General features: G+C 67.7%; 13 protein-coding genes and 2 pseudogenes. 9 read left to right on the forward strand and 6 right to left on the reverse strand.

From position 1 onward, the window contains the following. Positions 1-80: 80 nt before the first annotated feature. The 3 genes from ACT9F5_RS04765 to ACT9F5_RS04775 all read right to left on the reverse strand — a co-directional run bounded on the left by ACT9F5_RS04765 (position 81) and on the right by ACT9F5_RS04775 (position 3,282). Positions 81-1,253, reverse strand: coding sequence for a polyketide cyclase (locus ACT9F5_RS04765; protein WP_445118761.1), 1,173 nt, complete (start codon positions 1,251-1,253; stop codon positions 81-83). Between the two features lie 155 nt (positions 1,254-1,408). Further along, on the reverse strand, positions 1,409-2,062 hold the full coding sequence (locus ACT9F5_RS04770) for a response regulator (protein ID WP_445118762.1): 654 nt from the start codon (positions 2,060-2,062) through the stop codon (positions 1,409-1,411). After that, positions 2,059-3,282, reverse strand: a complete 1,224-nt coding sequence (locus tag ACT9F5_RS04775) for a histidine kinase (protein WP_445118763.1) — start codon at positions 3,280-3,282, stop codon at positions 2,059-2,061. The genes ACT9F5_RS04770 and ACT9F5_RS04775 overlap by 4 nt, the downstream gene beginning before the upstream one ends. 176 nt (positions 3,283-3,458) lie before the next feature. On the opposite strand from ACT9F5_RS04775, the gene ACT9F5_RS04780 reads away from it, so the two are divergent. The 7 genes and pseudogenes from ACT9F5_RS04780 to ACT9F5_RS04810 all read left to right on the forward strand — a co-directional run bounded on the left by ACT9F5_RS04780 (position 3,459) and on the right by ACT9F5_RS04810 (position 10,042). After that, positions 3,459-4,070 carry a GNAT family N-acetyltransferase gene (locus ACT9F5_RS04780; RefSeq protein ID WP_445118764.1) on the forward strand — a complete coding sequence of 204 codons (612 nt, stop codon included), beginning with the start codon at positions 3,459-3,461 and terminating at the stop codon, positions 4,068-4,070. After that, positions 4,067-4,849: a septum site-determining protein MinC gene (gene minC / locus ACT9F5_RS04785; protein WP_445118765.1), complete on the forward strand. Its 783-nt coding sequence runs from the start codon at positions 4,067-4,069 to the stop codon at positions 4,847-4,849. The genes ACT9F5_RS04780 and minC overlap by 4 nt, the downstream gene beginning before the upstream one ends. Before the next feature lie 85 nt (positions 4,850-4,934). After that, a complete protein-coding gene (gene minD / locus ACT9F5_RS04790) occupies positions 4,935-5,744 on the forward strand; it encodes a septum site-determining protein MinD (protein ID WP_445118766.1) in 810 nt (269 codons plus the stop codon). 3 nt (positions 5,745-5,747) lie between these two features. After that, positions 5,748-6,023, forward strand: coding sequence for a cell division topological specificity factor MinE (minE, locus tag ACT9F5_RS04795; protein ID WP_445118767.1), 276 nt, complete (start codon positions 5,748-5,750; stop codon positions 6,021-6,023). Between the two features lie 133 nt (positions 6,024-6,156). Beyond that, a pseudogene (locus ACT9F5_RS04800) lies at positions 6,157-6,600 on the forward strand (hypothetical protein); the annotation flags it as partial. Between the two features lie 157 nt (positions 6,601-6,757). Next, positions 6,758-8,710 (forward strand): annotated as a pseudogene (locus ACT9F5_RS04805) (M2 family metallopeptidase); the annotation flags it as partial. 237 nt (positions 8,711-8,947) lie between these two features. Beyond that, positions 8,948-10,042 (forward strand): SRPBCC family protein, encoded by a 1,095-nt coding sequence (locus ACT9F5_RS04810; RefSeq protein WP_445118768.1) that lies wholly within the window; start codon positions 8,948-8,950, stop codon positions 10,040-10,042. A gap of 80 nt (positions 10,043-10,122) precedes the next feature. Here ACT9F5_RS04810 and ACT9F5_RS04815 read toward each other — a convergent pair whose 3' ends face one another. Beyond that, on the reverse strand, positions 10,123-11,385 hold the full coding sequence (locus ACT9F5_RS04815) for a Bcr/CflA family efflux MFS transporter (protein ID WP_445118769.1): 1,263 nt from the start codon (positions 11,383-11,385) through the stop codon (positions 10,123-10,125). A 235-nt stretch (positions 11,386-11,620) separates the two neighbouring features. On the opposite strand from ACT9F5_RS04815, the gene ACT9F5_RS04820 reads away from it, so the two are divergent. Then, positions 11,621-13,120 (forward strand): catalase, encoded by a 1,500-nt coding sequence (locus ACT9F5_RS04820; protein WP_445118770.1) that lies wholly within the window; start codon positions 11,621-11,623, stop codon positions 13,118-13,120. 23 nt (positions 13,121-13,143) lie between these two features. Then, entirely contained in the window at positions 13,144-14,046 is a 903-nt protein-coding gene (locus tag ACT9F5_RS04825) for a pirin family protein (protein ID WP_445118771.1), read from the forward strand. Positions 14,047-14,085: 39 nt separating this feature from the next. Here ACT9F5_RS04825 and ACT9F5_RS04830 read toward each other — a convergent pair whose 3' ends face one another. Continuing rightward, positions 14,086-16,761, reverse strand: coding sequence for a M1 family aminopeptidase (locus ACT9F5_RS04830; RefSeq protein WP_445118772.1), 2,676 nt, complete (start codon positions 16,759-16,761; stop codon positions 14,086-14,088). Positions 16,762-16,885: 124 nt separating this feature from the next. Then, the gene (ygiD, locus tag ACT9F5_RS04835) at positions 16,886-17,749 is read right to left on the reverse strand and encodes a 4,5-DOPA-extradiol-dioxygenase (RefSeq protein ID WP_445118773.1); all 864 of its coding nucleotides are present in this window, start codon (positions 17,747-17,749) and stop codon (positions 16,886-16,888) included. Positions 17,750-17,801 lie beyond the last annotated feature (52 nt).

The raw sequence follows: 17,801 nt of genomic DNA on the forward strand, positions 1-17,801 counted from the left end.
GACAGGGCCAGCCCCACAAAAAAACGCGCCGCGAAATTCGCGGCGCGTTTTTGGGAATCGTATCCACGTGTACGGACGACTTACTTGATCGCCCAGTACACGACGAACTCGCCTTCCTCGCTGAAGCCCTTGTCCAGGCCGTTGATCCACGACTCGTACGGACGGTCGACCGTCTGGTAACCGCGGGTCAGCGCCCAGCCGCGCAGTGCATCGCGGACCTTCGACAGGTTGGCCATGTGGCCCTTGAAGGGCACGGCGGCAACGGTGCCGGCTTCCACGTACGCCTGCGTCACCGGACCCTGCAGCTCGATGTCGAGCTGGCCGGCCGGCGCCGCGGCTTCTTCGCCGGCAGCGGCGACTTCGGTGTCGGCCTCGGTTGCAGCCGCTTCGTCCGCAGCCTCGTCCTCGCTGGCGGCCGCGCCATCATCGGACGCGCCACCGGCCTTGCGGACCGGCTGGGCGACCTCGAACGAGTAGCTCTCGCCACCCAGTTCATTGGTGATGATGCGGACCGGGCCATCAGCGACGAGGTTGTTGGCCTTCATCACCTTGTCGATCCACTGCATGTTGTTCTTCATCGTGCGCTGCACGACGTCGTTGTTGCGCTCGACCTGCGCGCCCACCACCAGCAGGTTCTGGGCCTGGCGCTGCTCGACGCGCGGAGCCATCGACGGATCGTCCTTGCTCAACTCGTCGTAGTCGTAGTTGGGCACCGCCGCCAGCATGTTGCTCAGGCGGGTCAGGCTCATCTTCATTTCCTGGCCCATGTTGCTGCTGACGTACATGCCTGCATAGCGACCGAACAGGTTCATGCCGTAGTCGACGTCATAGGTCTGGGTGATCTTGACGTTGCGGTCGTTGCGACCGGTCGGCTCGAGCAGGAAGCTGGTGCGCTTGTTCTTGCCGCGCTGGTTGTTGGTGATCGCATAGGAGACGCTCTGGCCTTCCTTGGTGTCGACGATCTCCCAGCTGCCATCGCCCACGCCCTTCTCGTCGGAGCTGTACTCGAAGCGGGCACCGACGCCCTCGGCCGGGCCGGCGAGCTTCCGTTCCATGCGCGGGTCATGCGCCACCAGCACATTCCACTCGTCGAAACGGCGCACGCTGTTCAGGGTGTCGTACACAATCGTCATCTTGCGGTTGGTCTCCACCGAGGTCTCGAAGTGGCGACTCGACGGCAGCATGAAGCCGACGACCAGGAACAGCGCAAGGACGATCGCAAGCGAAATCAGGATCTCGATCAGACGGGTCATTCAGGTTCTCCAGGGCCGGGCCCGGGGCGGGACTGGGCGCAGACCGGTAATCCTAGCAAGGAAGCCGCGGCTGGCGCAGCCTCCTTCGATCAAAAATCGTGACGGATACCGGGGCCGGGCGGGCCATGGCCCCCGGTTGCGCAAACTGCGCAAAGTCAGACCAGTTGCAATTCGAACGCCTTGAGCACCGCCCGGGTGCGGTCGCGGACGCCCAGCTTGGACAGGATGTTGGACACGTGGTTCTTGATGGTGCCCTCGGCCACGCCCAGCGAATTGGCGATCTCCTTGTTGGAGAAGCCGCCCGCCATCAGCCGCAGGATCTCGGTTTCGCGTTCGGTCAGTGGATCGGGCCGGTCGAGGCTGACGAAATCGTTGCGCATGTGCTCCAGCCCCGACAGCAGGCGCTGGGTCATCGCCGGCTGCATCAGCGACCCCCCGGCGGCGACGGTCTGGATCGCATCCACCAGTTGCTCCAGCGACACGTCCTTGAGCAGGTAGCCCTTGGCCCCGGCCTTGATTCCGGCCAGCACCAGCTGGTCGTCGTCGAAGGTGGTCAGGATGATCGTCGGCGGCAGCGTGCCGAGCCGGGCCAGCGCCTGCAATGCCTCGAGGCCCGACATCACCGGCATCCGCATGTCCATCAGGACCACGTCCGGATTGACCTGCGGGATGACCTCGATCGCCTGCCGGCCGTCGCTGGCCTCGGCCACCACTTCCACGCCATCGGCCAGGGCCAGCAGCGAACGTACGCCCTGCCGGACCAGCGTCTGGTCGTCGACAAGCATGACTCGGATCGGAACGGAACTCATGGTGTGACTCCCTCACTGGCGACGACCGCAACCGCGGCCGCCGTGGCCGGCAGCGTCAATGACAGGCGGAAGCCTGCCTGCGGCCGGGTTTCGATGGTCAGGTCCCCACCGTGCTGGACAAGCCGCTCGCGCATGCCACGCAGCCCGTTGCCCGCGATCAGTTGGGCGGCGCCGCGACCATCGTCGTGCGCCGTCATGACGATATGGCCGTGGTCGCGCCGGGCCCGGATCCACAGGTTGCCCGCACCCGAGTGGCGAACGACATTGGTGATGATCTCCTGGGCGCAACGCAACAGCACGTGGGCGCGCTCGGGGTCGTCGAGCGTCAACGGGCCATCGATCTCCATGTGGATATCGAGCGCCGGGACGTTCTCGGCCAGCGGCTGCAAGGCCGCTGCGAGGTCGATCGCGCCGTCCTCGCGCAGTCGGCTCACCGCCTCGCGGACGTCGGTCAACAACAGCCGGGCCAGGGTGTGGGCCTGGCTGACATGCTCCTTGGCGCGGCCCTCGACCAGGTGGCCGGCAACCTCCAGGTTGAGGCTCAACGCGGTCAGGTGGTGGCCCAGCAGGTCGTGCAACTCGCGTGAGATCCGGGTGCGCTCGTTGATCCGCGCACTCTCGGCCAGCAGCAACCGGGTCGCGCGCAACTCGGCGTTGAGCCGGCGTTGCTCCTCGCGCGCCTGGGCCTGCTGCATCGCCACCAGCGCGGTCACGAACACGAAGATCGAAAAGCCCGCGTACAGCAGCGACTGCACCACCGCCAGTACCACGGGGAAGCCCAGCAATGTCACGAATGCCGGGATCATCGCCAGGTTTGCGGTCACCAGCCACGCCACCCCGAAACGGACCGGCAACAGCCACGGCATCACCCCGGCCATGACCATGAACAACACGCTGCCCAAGCCGGTGGCGGAGAAGAAACTGACCCCGATCGCGCAGACGGTCAGCACCAACAGCAGGGCATGGTCGACGTAACCGGGCCGACGCTGGCCCAGGTCGCGGGTGATCCACCAATAAACCGCGCCGAAGCTCAGATGCAGTGCCACCCAGCGCGCGATCAACAGCTCGACCGGGTGCTGGGCGCCGCCGGGCAGTTGCCCGATCTGGCTCGGATCGAGGCGCAGGGTGACGAGTACGTTGATCAGCCAGCAGCCGACCATGGCCCAGGTGAAGAGACCGGCGTAGCGCAACAGTCGGCTGTGGTTAAGGCGAGCTAGCATCCCCGCATGCTACTGGCATCGGCCACCCGCCGGTGCACCCGAAAGTCATGCCTGAATGCGGGCTGCGATGCGTTCGCCGGCCAGCCGCCCAGTCGCCGGTCGACCGACCACGTGCGATAATCGGCCCCGCTGCGCGACCACCGCGCACTGCATCAGAAAATATCCTGGAGCCCGGAATGTCGATCGTTGTCCGCGACGTGCTTGAGCACGAGCTGGATTCCGTCCTTGCCCTCAACAACGCCGCCGGTCCCACCATCCTGCCGCTGGATGCGGCACGACTGCGCCATTTCTTCGAAACCGCCGAATATTTCCGCATCGCCGAACGCGACGGCAACCTGGCCGGGTTCCTGATCGGCATCGGCAGCCACGCAGGCCACGAAAGCAGCAACTTCGGCTGGTTCCGCGAGCGCTACCCGGAATTCTTCTATATCGACCGGATCGTGGTCGCCAGCCGCCGCCGCGGCGGCGGTGTCGGGCGTGCGTTCTACGCCGATGCCCAGAGCTACGCCGAGCTGCGCTACCCGCAGATGGCCTGCGAGGTGTTCCTCGATGACAGCGACAACGATCCGGTGCTGCTGTTCCACGGCAGCTTCGGCTTCCGCGAAGTCGGCCAGCACGTCATGCCGGCCACCGGCATCCGCGCCGCGATGCTGATGAAGCCGCTGTGCAGCCATGCCTGGATCGACCAGACCTACGGCAAGTCGCTGCCCAACGTGCCCTGGATCGCGCCGGCACGGGTTCCACCGGATGGCTCGCTGGCCTCGCGTTCGACCGGAACCGGTCCGTGAGCGCGGCGACGATGGATTACGAACCGGCCGGCGAGCTCAAGATCGGCCAGGTCGGGATCGCCAACCTGCGCATCCGCACCCTCGACGTCGCCGGGCTGGTCGAGGAGATGCGCGGCCGGGTGCAGCGCGCGCCCAAGCTGTTCCGCCGTGCCGCGGTGGTGATCGACTTCGGCGGCCTGGCGCAGGCGCCGGATGTCGCCACGGCGCAGGCCCTGCTCGACGGATTGCGTGGTGCCGGCGTGTTGCCGGTCGCGCTGGCCTATGGCTCCAGCGATACAGAACGCCTGTCGGAGGCGCTCGGCCTGCCGTTGCTGGCCAAGTTCCGCGCCCAGTACGAGCGTGCCGACGGTGCGCCCGAACCGCCCCCGGCCGCGCCGCGCCGTGAAGCCCCCGCAACGGAACCGGCACCGGCCCGCGCGCCCCCCCCCGCCGCACCCGGCGGCCAGCCCGGCATGATCCACGCCGCACTGGTGCGCTCGGGCCAGCAGATCTATGCCGACAACCGCGACCTGACCGTGCTGACCGCGGTCGGCGCCGGCGCCGAGGTCATCGCCGACGGCTCGATCCATATCTATGGCCCGCTGCGTGGCCGCGCCCTCGCCGGCGCCCAGGGCAACCCGCAGGCGCGGATCTTCTGCCGCGAGTTCCATGCCGAGCTGGTCGCGATCGCCGGCCACTACAAGGTGCTCGAGGACATCCCCAAGGACCTGCGCGGCAAGGCGGTGCAGGTCTGGTTGCAAGACGAACAACTGCATATCGCCGCGCTGGACACACCGTGAGCGAGAAACCGGGCATGCTGTCACCTGCTCCGCCGCGACGCCCCCGCGTCCGCGGCTCCATCCCAAATATCCGGAGGATTTGAACTTGGCCGAAATCATCGTAGTCACTTCGGGCAAGGGCGGCGTCGGCAAGACCACGACCAGCGCCTCCCTTGCCTGCGGCCTTGCCCGGCGTGGCCACAAGGTGGCCGTCATCGACTTCGACGTCGGCCTGCGCAACCTCGACCTGATCATGGGTTGCGAGCGCCGCGTGGTGTACGACTTCGTCAACGTGGTCAATGGCGAGGCCAACCTCAAGCAGTCGCTGATCAAGGACAAGCGCTTCGAGAACCTCTACGTGCTGGCCGCCTCGCAGACCCGCGACAAGGACGCGCTGACCCAGGAAGGCGTGCAGAAGGTGCTCGACGACCTCGCCGCCGACGGCTTCGACTACATCGTCTGCGACTCCCCGGCCGGCATCGAGAAGGGCGCGTTCCTGTCGATGTACTTCGCCGACCAGGCCGTGGTCGTGGTCAACCCGGAAGTCTCCTCGGTGCGCGACTCCGACCGCATCCTCGGCCTGCTGGCGTCCAAGACCCGCCGCGCCGAGAACGGCGAGCGGGTCAAGGAGCACCTGCTGCTGACCCGCTACAGCCCCTCGCGGGTGGAGTCCGGCGAGATGCTCAGCGTCGGCGACGTCGAGGAGATCCTCGGCCTCAAGACGATCGGCGTGATCCCGGAATCCACCGATGTCCTGCACGCCTCCAACAAGGGCGAGCCGGTGATCCTCGAGACCGAGTCCGATGCCGCCCAGGCCTACGACGACGCCGTCGCCCGCCTGCTCGGCGACACCCGCCCGATGCGCTTCGTGACGCCCGGAAAGAAAGGCTTCTTCAGCAAGATGTTCGGAGGTTAAGACATGGGTTTGTTCGACTTCCTGCTGGTCAAGAAGCAGACCGCCTCGGTCGCCAAGGACCGACTGCGGATCATCGTCGCCCACGAGCGCGCCACCCGTGGCGGCCCGGATTACCTGCCGATGCTGCAGCGCGAGTTGCTGGAGGTGATCCGCAAGTACGTCAATGTCGACGTCGACGCGGTCAAGGTCGACCTGATGGGCGACGGCGACAACAAGGTGCTGGACATTTCCGTCTCGCTGCCCGAAAAGGACGAGGCCCGCGCGGTCGCCAACGGCTGAGGGCATCGCCGCGGCAGCCACTTGCCTGCGGCTTTTTTTGTAGGAGCGGCTTCAGCCGCGATCTGGAATCGGCACGGGCGACCCACCATCCGATCGCGGCTGAAGCCGCTCCTGCGAAAAGCCCACCCATCCCATGCTTACCCTCGCCGACACCGGTTTCGACGCGCCCGCCGCCCTGCTCGCCCGCTACGGCCTGCAACTGCTGCGCGTCCCCGACGGCGACGCCATCCCCGGCAGCTACTGGGGCGAATGCGAGGCCGGCATCATCGGCACCGACGTGTACGCCCGCGCCGACACCCCGGTGCATTCACTGCTGCACGAGGCCTCGCACCTGATCGTGCTGCCGTCCGAGCGTCGCGCCGCCGTGCACACCGATGCCACCGACTCGATCGAGGAGGAGGATGCGGTCTGCGTGCTGCAGGCCCTGCTCGGCGGGGAACTGCCCGGCGTTGGCCGCGACCGGGTGCTCGCCGACATGGATGCCTGGGGCTACACCTTCCGTCTCGGCTCGGCCCGCGCCTACTTCGAACGCGACTCCGACAGCGCCTGGCGGTGGCTGGCCGCACGCGGGCTGGTGGACCTGCAGCACCGGCGCCTGGCGGAACGCGCTCCGTCGAGCGCTTTGCCTGAACGGGCGCCGGCGCCCGGCTTGCTTGCGCCGGACCCGGCCCGCCTCTAGCCTTCGGAATTCGGCGCGACCCACGCGCTTCATGCAAAAAAGGGAGCCTCCCAGGATGAAACTCGTACGCGCAGTGCTTGCGCTTGGCATTTCCGCGGCCGTGGTCGGCCTCGCCGGTTGCGACCGGTCGCCGAGCCCGGGCCAGCAGGCCCCGTCGGCCACCACCGCACCGGCCGACGAGACCGCCGACCAGTTCATCGCCCGCGTCAACAGCGAACTCAAGGCGATGTACCCGCAGATGACGGCGGCCCAGTGGCTCTCATCGACCTACATCAACGACGACAGCCAGTTGCTGGCGGCCAAGGCCAACGAACGCTACCTGTCCCAGCTCAATGACTGGATCGAACAGGCCAAGCGTTTCGAAGGCCAGCAGATGTCGCCCGAGACCGCACGCTCGATCCAGTTGCTAAAGCTGGCCACCTCGATGCCCGCGCCGAGCGATCCGGCCAAGCTGGCCGAGTTGACCAGGATCGCCGCCGAGATGGAAGGCATGTACGGCGAGGGCACCTACTGCACCAACCCGGCCGACAAGTCGACCTGCCGCCAGCTTGGCGCGCTCGAGGACGTGCTGCGCAACAGCCGTGACTACGATGCGCAACTCGAGGCCTGGCGCGGCTGGCACACCATTTCCAAGCCGATGCGCGACGACTACACCCGCTTCGTCGAGCTGGTGAACCTCGGCGCCGACGAGATGGGCTTCGCCGATGCCGGCGAGATGTGGCGCTCGGGTTACGACATGAGCCCGGTCGAGATCGCCGCCGAGACCGATCGCCTGTGGAGCCAGGTCAAGCCCCTGTACGAGCAACTGCATTGCTACACCCGTACCCGCCTGGGCACGGAGTACGGCGAGGACAAGGCGCAGGTCGCCGGCGGCATGTTGCCCGCGCACCTGCTCGGCAACATGTGGCAGCAGGACTGGGGCAACCTGTGGGACATCGTCGTCCCGTACGAGAACGCCGGCAGCCTCGACATCACCACCGCGCTGGAGTCGCGCTACCAGCAGATCCACGCCCAGAAGCTGGCCCAGCACACCGGTGACCGCAGCCCGTCGAGCCTGGCCGACATCGAGCACGAGGCGCAGGAAGCCGCTGCCCGCCAGATGACCAAGCGCGCCGAGGATTTCTACACCTCGCTCGGCCTGCAGAAGCTGCCCGACAGCTACTGGGAGAACACCCAGTTCATCAAGCCGCGCGACCGCGACGTGGTCTGCCACGCCAGCGCGTGGGACATGAACATGGAAGGCGACGTGCGCACCAAGATGTGCATCAAGCCGAACGAGGAAGACTTCACCACCATCTACCACGAGCTCGGCCACCTCTATTACGACCTGGCCTACAACAAGCAGCCGCCGCTGTTCCAGGCCGGCGCGCATGACGGCTTCCACGAGGCGATCGGCGACACCATCGTGCTGGCGATGACGCCGAAGTACCTGGAGTCGATCGGCCTGGTCGACGCGCAGCAGCAGTCCGAGGAGGCGCTGATCAACGCGCAGATGCGGATGGCGCTGGCCAAGGTCTCGTTCCTGCCGTTCGGCCTGATGATCGACCGCTGGCGCTGGGGCGTGTTCGACGGCTCGATCACCCCGGACCAGTACAACACCGCGTGGTGGGACCTGAAGGCCAAGTACCAGGGCGTGGCCCCGGTGCAGGCGCGCGGCGAGGAGTTCTTCGACCCGGGCGCCAAGTACCACGTGCCGGGCAACACCCCGTACACGCGCTACTTCCTGGCCCACGTGCTGCAGTTCCAGTTCTACAAGTCGCTGTGCGACGCCGCCGGCTACACCGGCCCGCTGCACGAGTGCAGCTTCTACGGCAACAAGGCCGCGGGCGCGAAGCTGCAGGCGATGCTCGACAAGGGCGCCAGCCAGCCGTGGCAGGCCACGCTGAAGGAACTGACCGGCGGCGGGAAGATGGACGCCGGCCCGGTGCTGGAGTACTTCGCCCCCCTGCAGGATTGGCTGAAGCAGCAGAACGAAGGCCAGGCCTGCGGTTGGCAGCCGAGCGCGGCCGCGACCACCACCACCACCGCCGCCCAGCCGGCCGAGAAGCAGCCGGCCGCCACGCCGTCCGACGATCCCGCAGCGGAAAAGCCAGCTGCCGACAAGCCGGCGCCGGATGCCAAACCGGCCGACGCGGACGCGGCGCCCGCCAAGCAGGGCTGATCCGCATCCACTGCAACACCACGAAGGCCGGCGCAATGCCGGCCTTCGTGTTTCCGGCCCTGTCCCCGGCGGCATACTGCGGCCATGGATACCGCCACCGATCTCGCACCGCAGCCACTCAACCACGCCACCGCCCTGCCCGCGCGGTTCTATACCGACCCGCGCATGGTCGCGCGCGATCGCGCCGCGATCTTCGACCGCAGCTGGCAACTGCTCGCCCACGTGTGCCAGTTGCAGGCCGCCGGCGACCACGTCATCGCCGACTTCGCCGGCCTCCCCGTAATCGCGGTGCGCGGCGCCGACGAAGACAAGGGGCCCGGCACCATCCGCGTGTTCCACAACGTCTGCCGCCACCGCGCCGGACCGATCGCCAGCTGCGACGGCCTCGCCGCGAAGTCACTGCGCTGCCGTTACCACGGCTGGACCTACGGCCTCGACGGCGTCCTGAAATCGGCGCCGGAAATGGGCGCCGCGCCGGACTTCGACGTCGCCGACGTCCACCTTCCGCAACTCGCGGTGCGGGTCTGGCAAGGGCTGGTGTTCGCCTGCGTCGACGAAGCCAACGCACCGCCTTTCGAGGCATTCGTCGAAGGCATCGACGCCCGCCTCGGCGCCACCCGCGGCCTGGAGCGCTACGCCCACCACCACCGCGTCGGCTACGACGTCGCCTGCAACTGGAAGGTCTACGTCGACAACTACCTGGAGGGCTACCACGTCCCGCACATCCACCCCGGGCTCAACAAGCTGCTCGACTACCGCAGCTACGTCACCGAGACCGCGACCTGGCACTCCCACCAGTTCAGCCCGCTCGAAAGCGGAGACACCCTCTACGGCGACGGCGACGCGCTGTACTACTGGATGTGGCCGAACACGATGCTCAACATCCTGCCCGGCCGCCTGCAGACCAACCGCGTGGTGCCGCTGGGCGTCGACCGCTGCCGGGTCGAGTTCGACTTCTATTACACGCCCGACGAAAGCGGCGAAGCCCGCGCCCGCCGCGAGGCCGACCTCGCCTTCAGCGACGAAGTGCAACTCGAAGACCTGACCATCTGCGAAGACGTGCAACGCGGCTTGGCGTCAGGGTCCTACCAGCCCGGCCGCCTGAACCCCCTGCGAGAGAACGCCGTCCACCACTTCCACGAACTCCTGCGCAGCATCTACCGCCAGACCATCCCGTAGGCGCTATTCGTAGGAGCGGCTTCAGCCGCGATCTGAAATCGGTCGTCCGCGCCGACTCCCGATCGCGGCTGAAGCCGCTCCTACAACGCCTCCCCCGGCACCTTCGGCCCCGCACTCCCACCGCGCCGCCCTTCAGCCGAAGACACCACCGACTCCCAGCGCCAGAACGCCCAGCCCACGGCGGTGAACAATCCCGCCGCCACCGCCAGCCACAACCCGCTACCGCTCAGCCACGGCGAGACCACACCCGCGACCAGCGCATTGCTCACCAGCGCGGTGAACGCCTGCAACGACGACGCCGAGCCACGCTGGCGCGGGTACATGTCGAGCACCGCCAAGGTCAGGATCGGGAACACCAACGCGATGCCGAACGCATTGAGGCTCATCGGCAGCACCGCCCACGGCAGTTGCAACACGTCGGTCGACAGGTTGTAGGTCACGTTGAACAGCGCCGCAACCGCCGACACCACGAAGCCGATCGTCACCAATCGTCCGCCACTGATCCGACCGGCCGCGCGGCCCGACAACCATGCGCCGATGATCATGCCGCCGATGGTGGGCACGAAGAACCAGCCGAACTGGCGCTCGTCCAGCCGCAGCAGGTCCAGCACGTAGGCCGGCGCCGAGGCGATGTACAGGAACAACGCACCGAAGTTGAACGCAGCCGCCGCGGCCAGCCGCTGGAACCGCGGGTTGAGCAGGATCGCCACATAGTCGCGCGCCAACCGCTTCGGCCGCAGCTCCAGCCGTGCGTCCTGCGGATGGGTCTCCGGCAGCCACCACCAGGTCGCCAGCAGCAGCACCAGCGAGAACAGCACCAGGAACCAGAAGATCATCGGCCAGCGGCTCCAGCCCAGTATCCAGCCGCCGATCATCGGCGCGATCGCCGGCGCGATGCCGAAGATCATCGATACTTGGCTCATCAACCGCTGCGCATCGTCACCATGCAGCACGTCGCGGATCACCGCGCGGCCGACGATCAGTCCCACGCCCGCCGACAGGCCTTGCACCATGCGAAACACCAGCAACGTCGTCAGGTCCGTCGCCAGCGCGCAGCCCACCGACGCCAGCGTGAACACCGCCAGCCCGCCGAGGATCACCTTGCGCCGCCCGATCGCATCCGACAGCGGCCCATGCACCACGCTCATCAGCGCATAGCCGATCAGGTACATGCTGATCGTCTGCTGCATCGCCAGCTTGTCGGCGCCCAGTTGTGCACCCATCGCCGGGAACGCCGGGAAGATAGTGTCGATCGAGAACGGCCCGAACATCGCCAGCCCGCCCAGCAGCAGGGCCAGGCGGCGGAGGGAGATCGGCGGGGTTGGCGCGGGGGCGTCGGTCATCGGGTGTTCCGTGGAGCGGGCAGGATAGCAACGCATCGCCGATTGCCGCTGTCCCGATGCGGCGATTGGCGCGACGTGCCTGCTTCGTGGAAAAGGTTGGCGTGTGCGTAACGTCCACGTCGCTAGGATGCAAGGCACCGCCTATCAGATCCATAAGATAAATCGAATAGCGATAATCGATAGATAAAGGCAATCTTTGCGCATCCCGGCAGCCGCCGCCACCGAAGGAGCCCCCATGAGCACGAACGATCCGAAGCAGCCGCACGGTTCGACCACCGGCACCGGCGCCCCCGCGCCCAGTGACCGCAACTCGCTGACCATCGGACCCAACGGCCCGATCCTGCTGCACGACGTGCACTTCCTGGAGCAGATGGCGCACTTCAACCGCGAGAAGGTGCCGGAGCGCCAGCCGCATGCGAAGGGCGCGGGTGCGTTCGGTGTATTCGAGACCACCGAGGATGTGTCGAAGTACACCAAGGCGGCCCTGTTCCAGCCGGGCGCGAAGACCGAGATGCTCGCCCGCTTCTCCACCGTCGCCGGCGAACAGGGCAGCCCCGACACCTGGCGCGACGTGCGCGGCTTCTCGCTGAAGTTCTATACCGACGAGGGCAACTACGACCTGGTCGGCAACAACACCCCGGTGTTCTTCGTGCGCGACCCGATGAAGTTCCCGCACTTCATCCGCAGCCAGAAGCGCCTGCCCGACTCCGGCCTGCGCGACAACCACATGCAGTGGGACTTCTGGACCAACAACCCCGAGTCCGCGCACCAGGTCACCTACGTCATGGGCATCCGCGGCCTGCCGCGCACCTGGCGCCACATGAACGGCTACGGCTCGCACACCTACATGTGGGTGAATGCCGCCGGCGAGAAGTTCTGGGTCAAGTACCACTTCCACACCGAACAGGGCATGGAGTTCTTCAGCAATGCCGAGGCCGCGCAGATGGCGGGGCAGGATTCGGACTTCCACCGCGGCGACCTGTTCAACGCGATCAAGCGCGGCGAGCACCCGCGCTGGAAGCTGTCGGTGCAGGTGATGCCGTACACCGACGCGGCCAACTACCGCTTCAACCCATTCGACCTGACCAAGGTCTGGCCGCACGCCGACTACCCGCTGATCCCGGTCGGCACGATGACGCTCAACCGCAACCCGGAGAACTTCTTCGCCCAGATCGAGCAGGCCGCGTTCTCGCCGGGCAACACCGTGCCGGGTATTGGTCTTTCGCCGGACAAGATGCTGCTGGGCCGCGCGTTCGCCTACGCCGACGCGCAGCGCAACCGCATCGGCACCAACTTCCACCAGTTGCCGGTCAACCAGCCCAAGTGCCCGGTCAACACCTACATGTTCGACGGCCAGATGGCCTACCACCACAGCGGCAACGCGCCGGTGCACGCCACCAACAGTGGCGGGCGGCCGTGGGCGGACGAAACCGGCCCGGTCGCGGATGGCTGGGAGGCGGATGGCGAGATGGTCCGCAGCGCCTACACATTGCATGCCGAGGACGATGACTTCGGCCAGCCGGGCACGCTGGTGCGCGAGGTACTGGGCGACGCCGAGCGCGACGCGCTGGTCGACCAAGTCGCCGGCAGCCTGCTCGGGGGCGTGCGCAGCCCGGTGCTGGAGCGGGCGTTCGAGTACTGGAAGAACATCGATCCCGATGTCGGCCAGCGGATCGAACGCAAGGTTCGCGAAGGCAGCGCGCCGGAACCGGCCGAGGGCATGGGCGAAGGCTAGTCCCTGACCGAACCAACGGAGGAATGCCGATGCTGGACATGGTGATCGACCAACGCCGCAAGGACCTGGGCGGCGGTTTCGAGGTGGGCCGGATCCTGCCCGTGCGCGGGCGCCGCATGGTCGGGCCCTTCATCTTCTTCGACCACATCGGCCCGACCGATTTCCCGCCGGGCATCCCGCGCGAGATCGACGTACGCCCGCACCCGCACATCGGGCTGTCGACCATCACCTACCTGTTCGCCGGCGAGATGATGCATCGCGACAGCGTCGGCTCCGAGCAGCCGATCCGTGCCGGCGAGGTCAACTGGATGACCGCCGGCCGCGGCATCACCCACTCCGAGCGCTTCGAGCAGGCCCGTGCGCACGGCGGGCCGATGCACGGCATACAGAGCTGGGTGGCGTTGCCGGAGGCCGACGAGGAAGGCGACCCGGCGTTCGACCACTACGACGACAGTGCGCTGCCGCGGCTCGACGACGGCGGCCTGCGCGCACGGCTGGTCGCCGGCAAGGCCTGGGGCCTGGCCTCACCGGTGAAGACCCACTCGCCACTGTTCTACCTGCACTGCGAACTGGACGCCGGCGCCACCCTCGCACTGCCCGACGAATACCCCGAGCGCGCAGCCTACGTGGTGCAGGGTGCAATCGAGGCCGGTGGCGAGCGCCACGGGCCCGGCCGGATGCTGGTGTTCAAGCCCGGTGCGGCGACGATCCGCGCATTGCAGCCCAGCCTGCTGATGCTGCTGGGCGGCGAGCCGCTGGGCCAGCGCTTCATCGAGTGGAACTTCGTGTCCAGCTCGAAGGAGCGGATCGAGCAGGCCAAGGCGGACTGGCGCGCTGGCCGGATGAAGCTGCCGGATCTCGACAACCACGAGTTCATTCCGCTGCCCGGCGACGCCGAGCACACGCCAGCCAACCCGATGTCGTGATGCGGGTGGCCTGCGGGTGTGCAGCGGGATCGTCTGGCGTCAGCCCCCGTGCTGCTCCAGCCACTGGCTGATCGCCGGCAGGCGCTCGTCGCGTACCTGGATGCGGTACTTGATGTTGGCGATGGCGGTCTCGGTGGCGCGGCGCGAGCTGTCGGCGATGTGCTCGTCGGCGTAGGCGCTGATCTTGTCGATCATCGCCGGATCGCTTGAGGGGCTGCCCAGCCCCGGGTAGTAACGGCTGCGCGAGGTGGTGTCGACCTTGGCATCCACCTGCGCGCGATGGGACACGGCGAAATCGAAGGCCAGGTCGGGATGCTGGTAGGCCACGGTGCGGATCATGCCGGCACTGTTGGTCTGCCCCGGCTCCTCGGTCAGCGCCAGGTCGAGCGCACGCTGGGCCAGCGCCGGGTCCTGCGCGCTCGACAACAGCCCATACAACTGGTCGCGCACCAGCGGGGTCTTCTCGCTCTTTGCAGACGCATGCAACTGGTCCCAGGTCGCGGCATCGGCATGCGTGGCCACCACCGACAGGATGGTCTTGCGCAGTGCCGCGGGCATCGCCTGGGGGTCATTGCCATTGTCGCTGTCGCGCGCGGCGTAGCGGCGGCGTGCCTCGGCGATCACCGACGCGTCGCCCAGCTCGGCCAGCGTGCCGATCAGCTGCGTGCGCAGGATCGCCATCGGTGCGGCCTCGTCGGCCGGCGCCTTCCAGCCCACGCGCTCGAACACCGGCGCCAGCGTGGCGACGCCGAACGCATCCAGCCGCGCCTGTCCGGCATCGTCGCCGCGGTAGTAGCGGTGCAGGCTTTCCAGGCTCCCGGCGATGTCGCCCCAGATCTGCGGGTCGGCGTCGACCGGCGTTGCCGCGGCCAGCTCCAGGTAATCCGAGGCCGGCTGCAACCCGGCCATGCCGAGCGCCCAGGTATCGCCCATCAGGCCCAGTTGGTCGATCGGCGCGAGGTTGGCGAAGTCGTCGCGGATCGTGCCGAACTGCTCGGGCGAATACAGCGTGCGGTAGTAGCCGCTTTGCCCCGCGTTGACCACCACCGTGCCGCATCCGGGCACCTGCAGGCTGCCGGCGCCGCCATCCACCACCGTGCGCGCCGGTTCGCCACCGACGGCCTGGGCGATGACCGGCACGCGCCACGACAGCGGCTGCTTGTCGGGGCGGTCCTTGGTGAACTCGCCTTGGGTCAGCTGCAGCGTGGTGGTGTCGTCTTTGCAGGTGGCCGAGGCGACCCGGATCAGCGGCACGCCCGGCTGCAGGGTGAAGTCATGCGCGATGTCGAGGATCGGCTTGCCGGCCGCCGCCTGCACCGCGCGCCAGAGGTCGTCCGACACGGTGTTGCCATAGGCGTGCGTCTTCATGTAGCTGCGCACGCCTTCGCGCCAGGCATCGGCACCGACGTAGCCTTCCAACATCCGGATCACCGCCCCGCCCTTCTGGTAGGTGATCGAGTCGAACGCCTGGCTGGCCTGCTCCACCGTCTCGACGTGCTGCACCACCGGATGGGTGGTGACCGCGGCGTCCAGCGACATCGCCGACTCGCGCCCGCCGACCGAATACAGGTGGGTGTTCCATTCCGGATGCAGCTTCTGGGTGGTGCGCGCCGCCATCCACGTGGCGAAACCCTCGTTGAGCCACAGGTCGTCCCACCAGCTCATCGTCACCAGGTCACCGAACCACTGGTGCGCGATCTCGTGCGCGTCGGTCGAGAACACGCGCTGCTTGTCGCGCTGGGTGGAGATGGTCGGGTCGAGCAGCAACGCGTACTCGAAGGTGTAGATCGCGCCCCAGTTCTCCATCGCGCTGAAGAACTGGCTGCGGCCGGGCGAGGCGATGTTGTCGAGTTTGGGCAGCGGGTACGGCACGCCGAAGTAGTCGTTGTACTCGCGCAGCACGTCAGCCGAGGACTGCAATGCGAACCGCGCCTGGTCGACCTTGCCGGCCTGGGTGATCACGCCGATCTCGGTGCCGTCCATCTGCATCGTCGCGCGCTCGAAATCGCCGAGGCCGAAGAACAGCAGGTAGGTCGACATCTTCGGCGAGGTCTGGAAATGCACCTGCCTGGTGCCATCGCCCAGGTCGGTCGACTCGGCGATCGGCATGTTGCTGACCGCCATCTGCTCCGCCGGAACGATGGCGGTCAGCCCGAAGGTGGCCTTGTGGTTCGGCTCGTCCCATGACGGCACGAACTTGCGCGCGTCGGAGTTCTCGAACTGCGTGTACAGCGCGCGCTTCCTGCCTTCCTCGGTGACGTAGTCGATCGCGAACAGGCCATTGGCCTGGGTGCCGATCTTGCCGGTGTAGTCCATCGACAGCGTGTAGCTGCCCACCGGCAGCGGCTTGTCGAAACTGAAGGTCGCAGTCTGTGCGGCGGCATCGACGGCCACTTCCGGCGTCATCGGCTCCGCTCCGCCCGTGGCCCGTGCCAATGCGACGTTGGCGAAGGCCATGTCCACCGCGTTCAGGGTGATGCTGTCGGTCGGCTCGAGCACCTCCAGCGTGATCGCCACCGTGCCGTTGAAGGTCAGCTTGTCGGCGTGCGGTATTACCGCGACCTCGTAATGGGTCGGCCTCACGTCGCGCGGCAGCTGGGTGGTGGCGTCGACCACTCGCGGCGCCTCGGCCTGTGCGCCCGGCGCCTGGGCGATGGCGGGAACGGAAACGCTGGACAGGGCCAGGGCGATGGCGGTCACCAGGGTGCGGCGCATGCGGAATCCTCGCTGGGGGCGGTCGGTCCGGAACGGCCGACGAGAGCCTCGGAACCCCCGATGGTGACCGCAGGCGCCGGGTCACCCCACCGCCGGAAGTCATGGCGGCAGGCCGCCCATCCGCTCAGATGTTGCTCTCGTCCGCCGGCACGTCCTCCGACAGCGGCGCGGAGCCGGCGAGGCTGTCGTCGGCCTCCGGGCACGCGGTTCCGACGCCGTAGCTGGTCATCGACAGCGAGCCGAAGGCGTAGCCGTCGACCAGCGCCTCGGCCGGGGTACCGGAGGCCGCGGCGGCGCCGGCGATGTAGAGCAGCGGCAGGAAGTGTTCGGGGGTCGGGGCGGCCATCGCGAAGTCGCGGTGGGCGACCAGCGAAGCGGCGTCCCCGGGGCGCTCGGTCATCACCTGGCGGGCGTGCTCGTCAAAGCGGCACGCCCAGTCGAAGCCGGCGTCGGGCTGCTTCCAGTCGATCGCGCGCAGGTTGTGGACGACGTTGCCGCTGCCCATCAGCAGCACGCCGTTCTCGCGCAGCCGGGCCAGCCGCGCGCCGAGTTCGACGTGCCACTCCGGCGGCTTCAGCGCGTTGATCGACAGTTGCACCACCGGGATGTCGGCCTCGGGGAAGGCGTGCACCAGCACCGACCAGGTACCGTGGTCGAGACCCCAGCCGTCATGGTCGGGACCGACGTGGTCGGGTTGGGCGAAATCCGCCACCTCCTCCGCCAGTTCCGGCAGTCCCGGCGCCGGGTACTCCACGTCGAACAGCGCCTGCGGGAAGCCGAAGAAGTCGTGGATGGTCCTGGGCCGGGCCATCGCGGTAACGGCAGTGGCGTTGACGTACCAGTGCGCCGACACCATCAGGATCGCGCGCGGCCGCGGCACCGAGGCGCCGAACGCGCGCCAGGTGTCGGTGAAGCGGTTGCGCTCCAGCGCGTTCATCGGGCTGCCGTGGCCAAGGAAGGCGGCGGGCATCTTCAGGGGTACGTCCATGGGAGCCTCCGTTTGCAGTGCCGTTCGCGCGGAGCCTAGCGCGCGCGGGGTG

The sequence above is a fragment of the Lysobacter sp. F6437 genome (genome assembly GCF_052547215.1).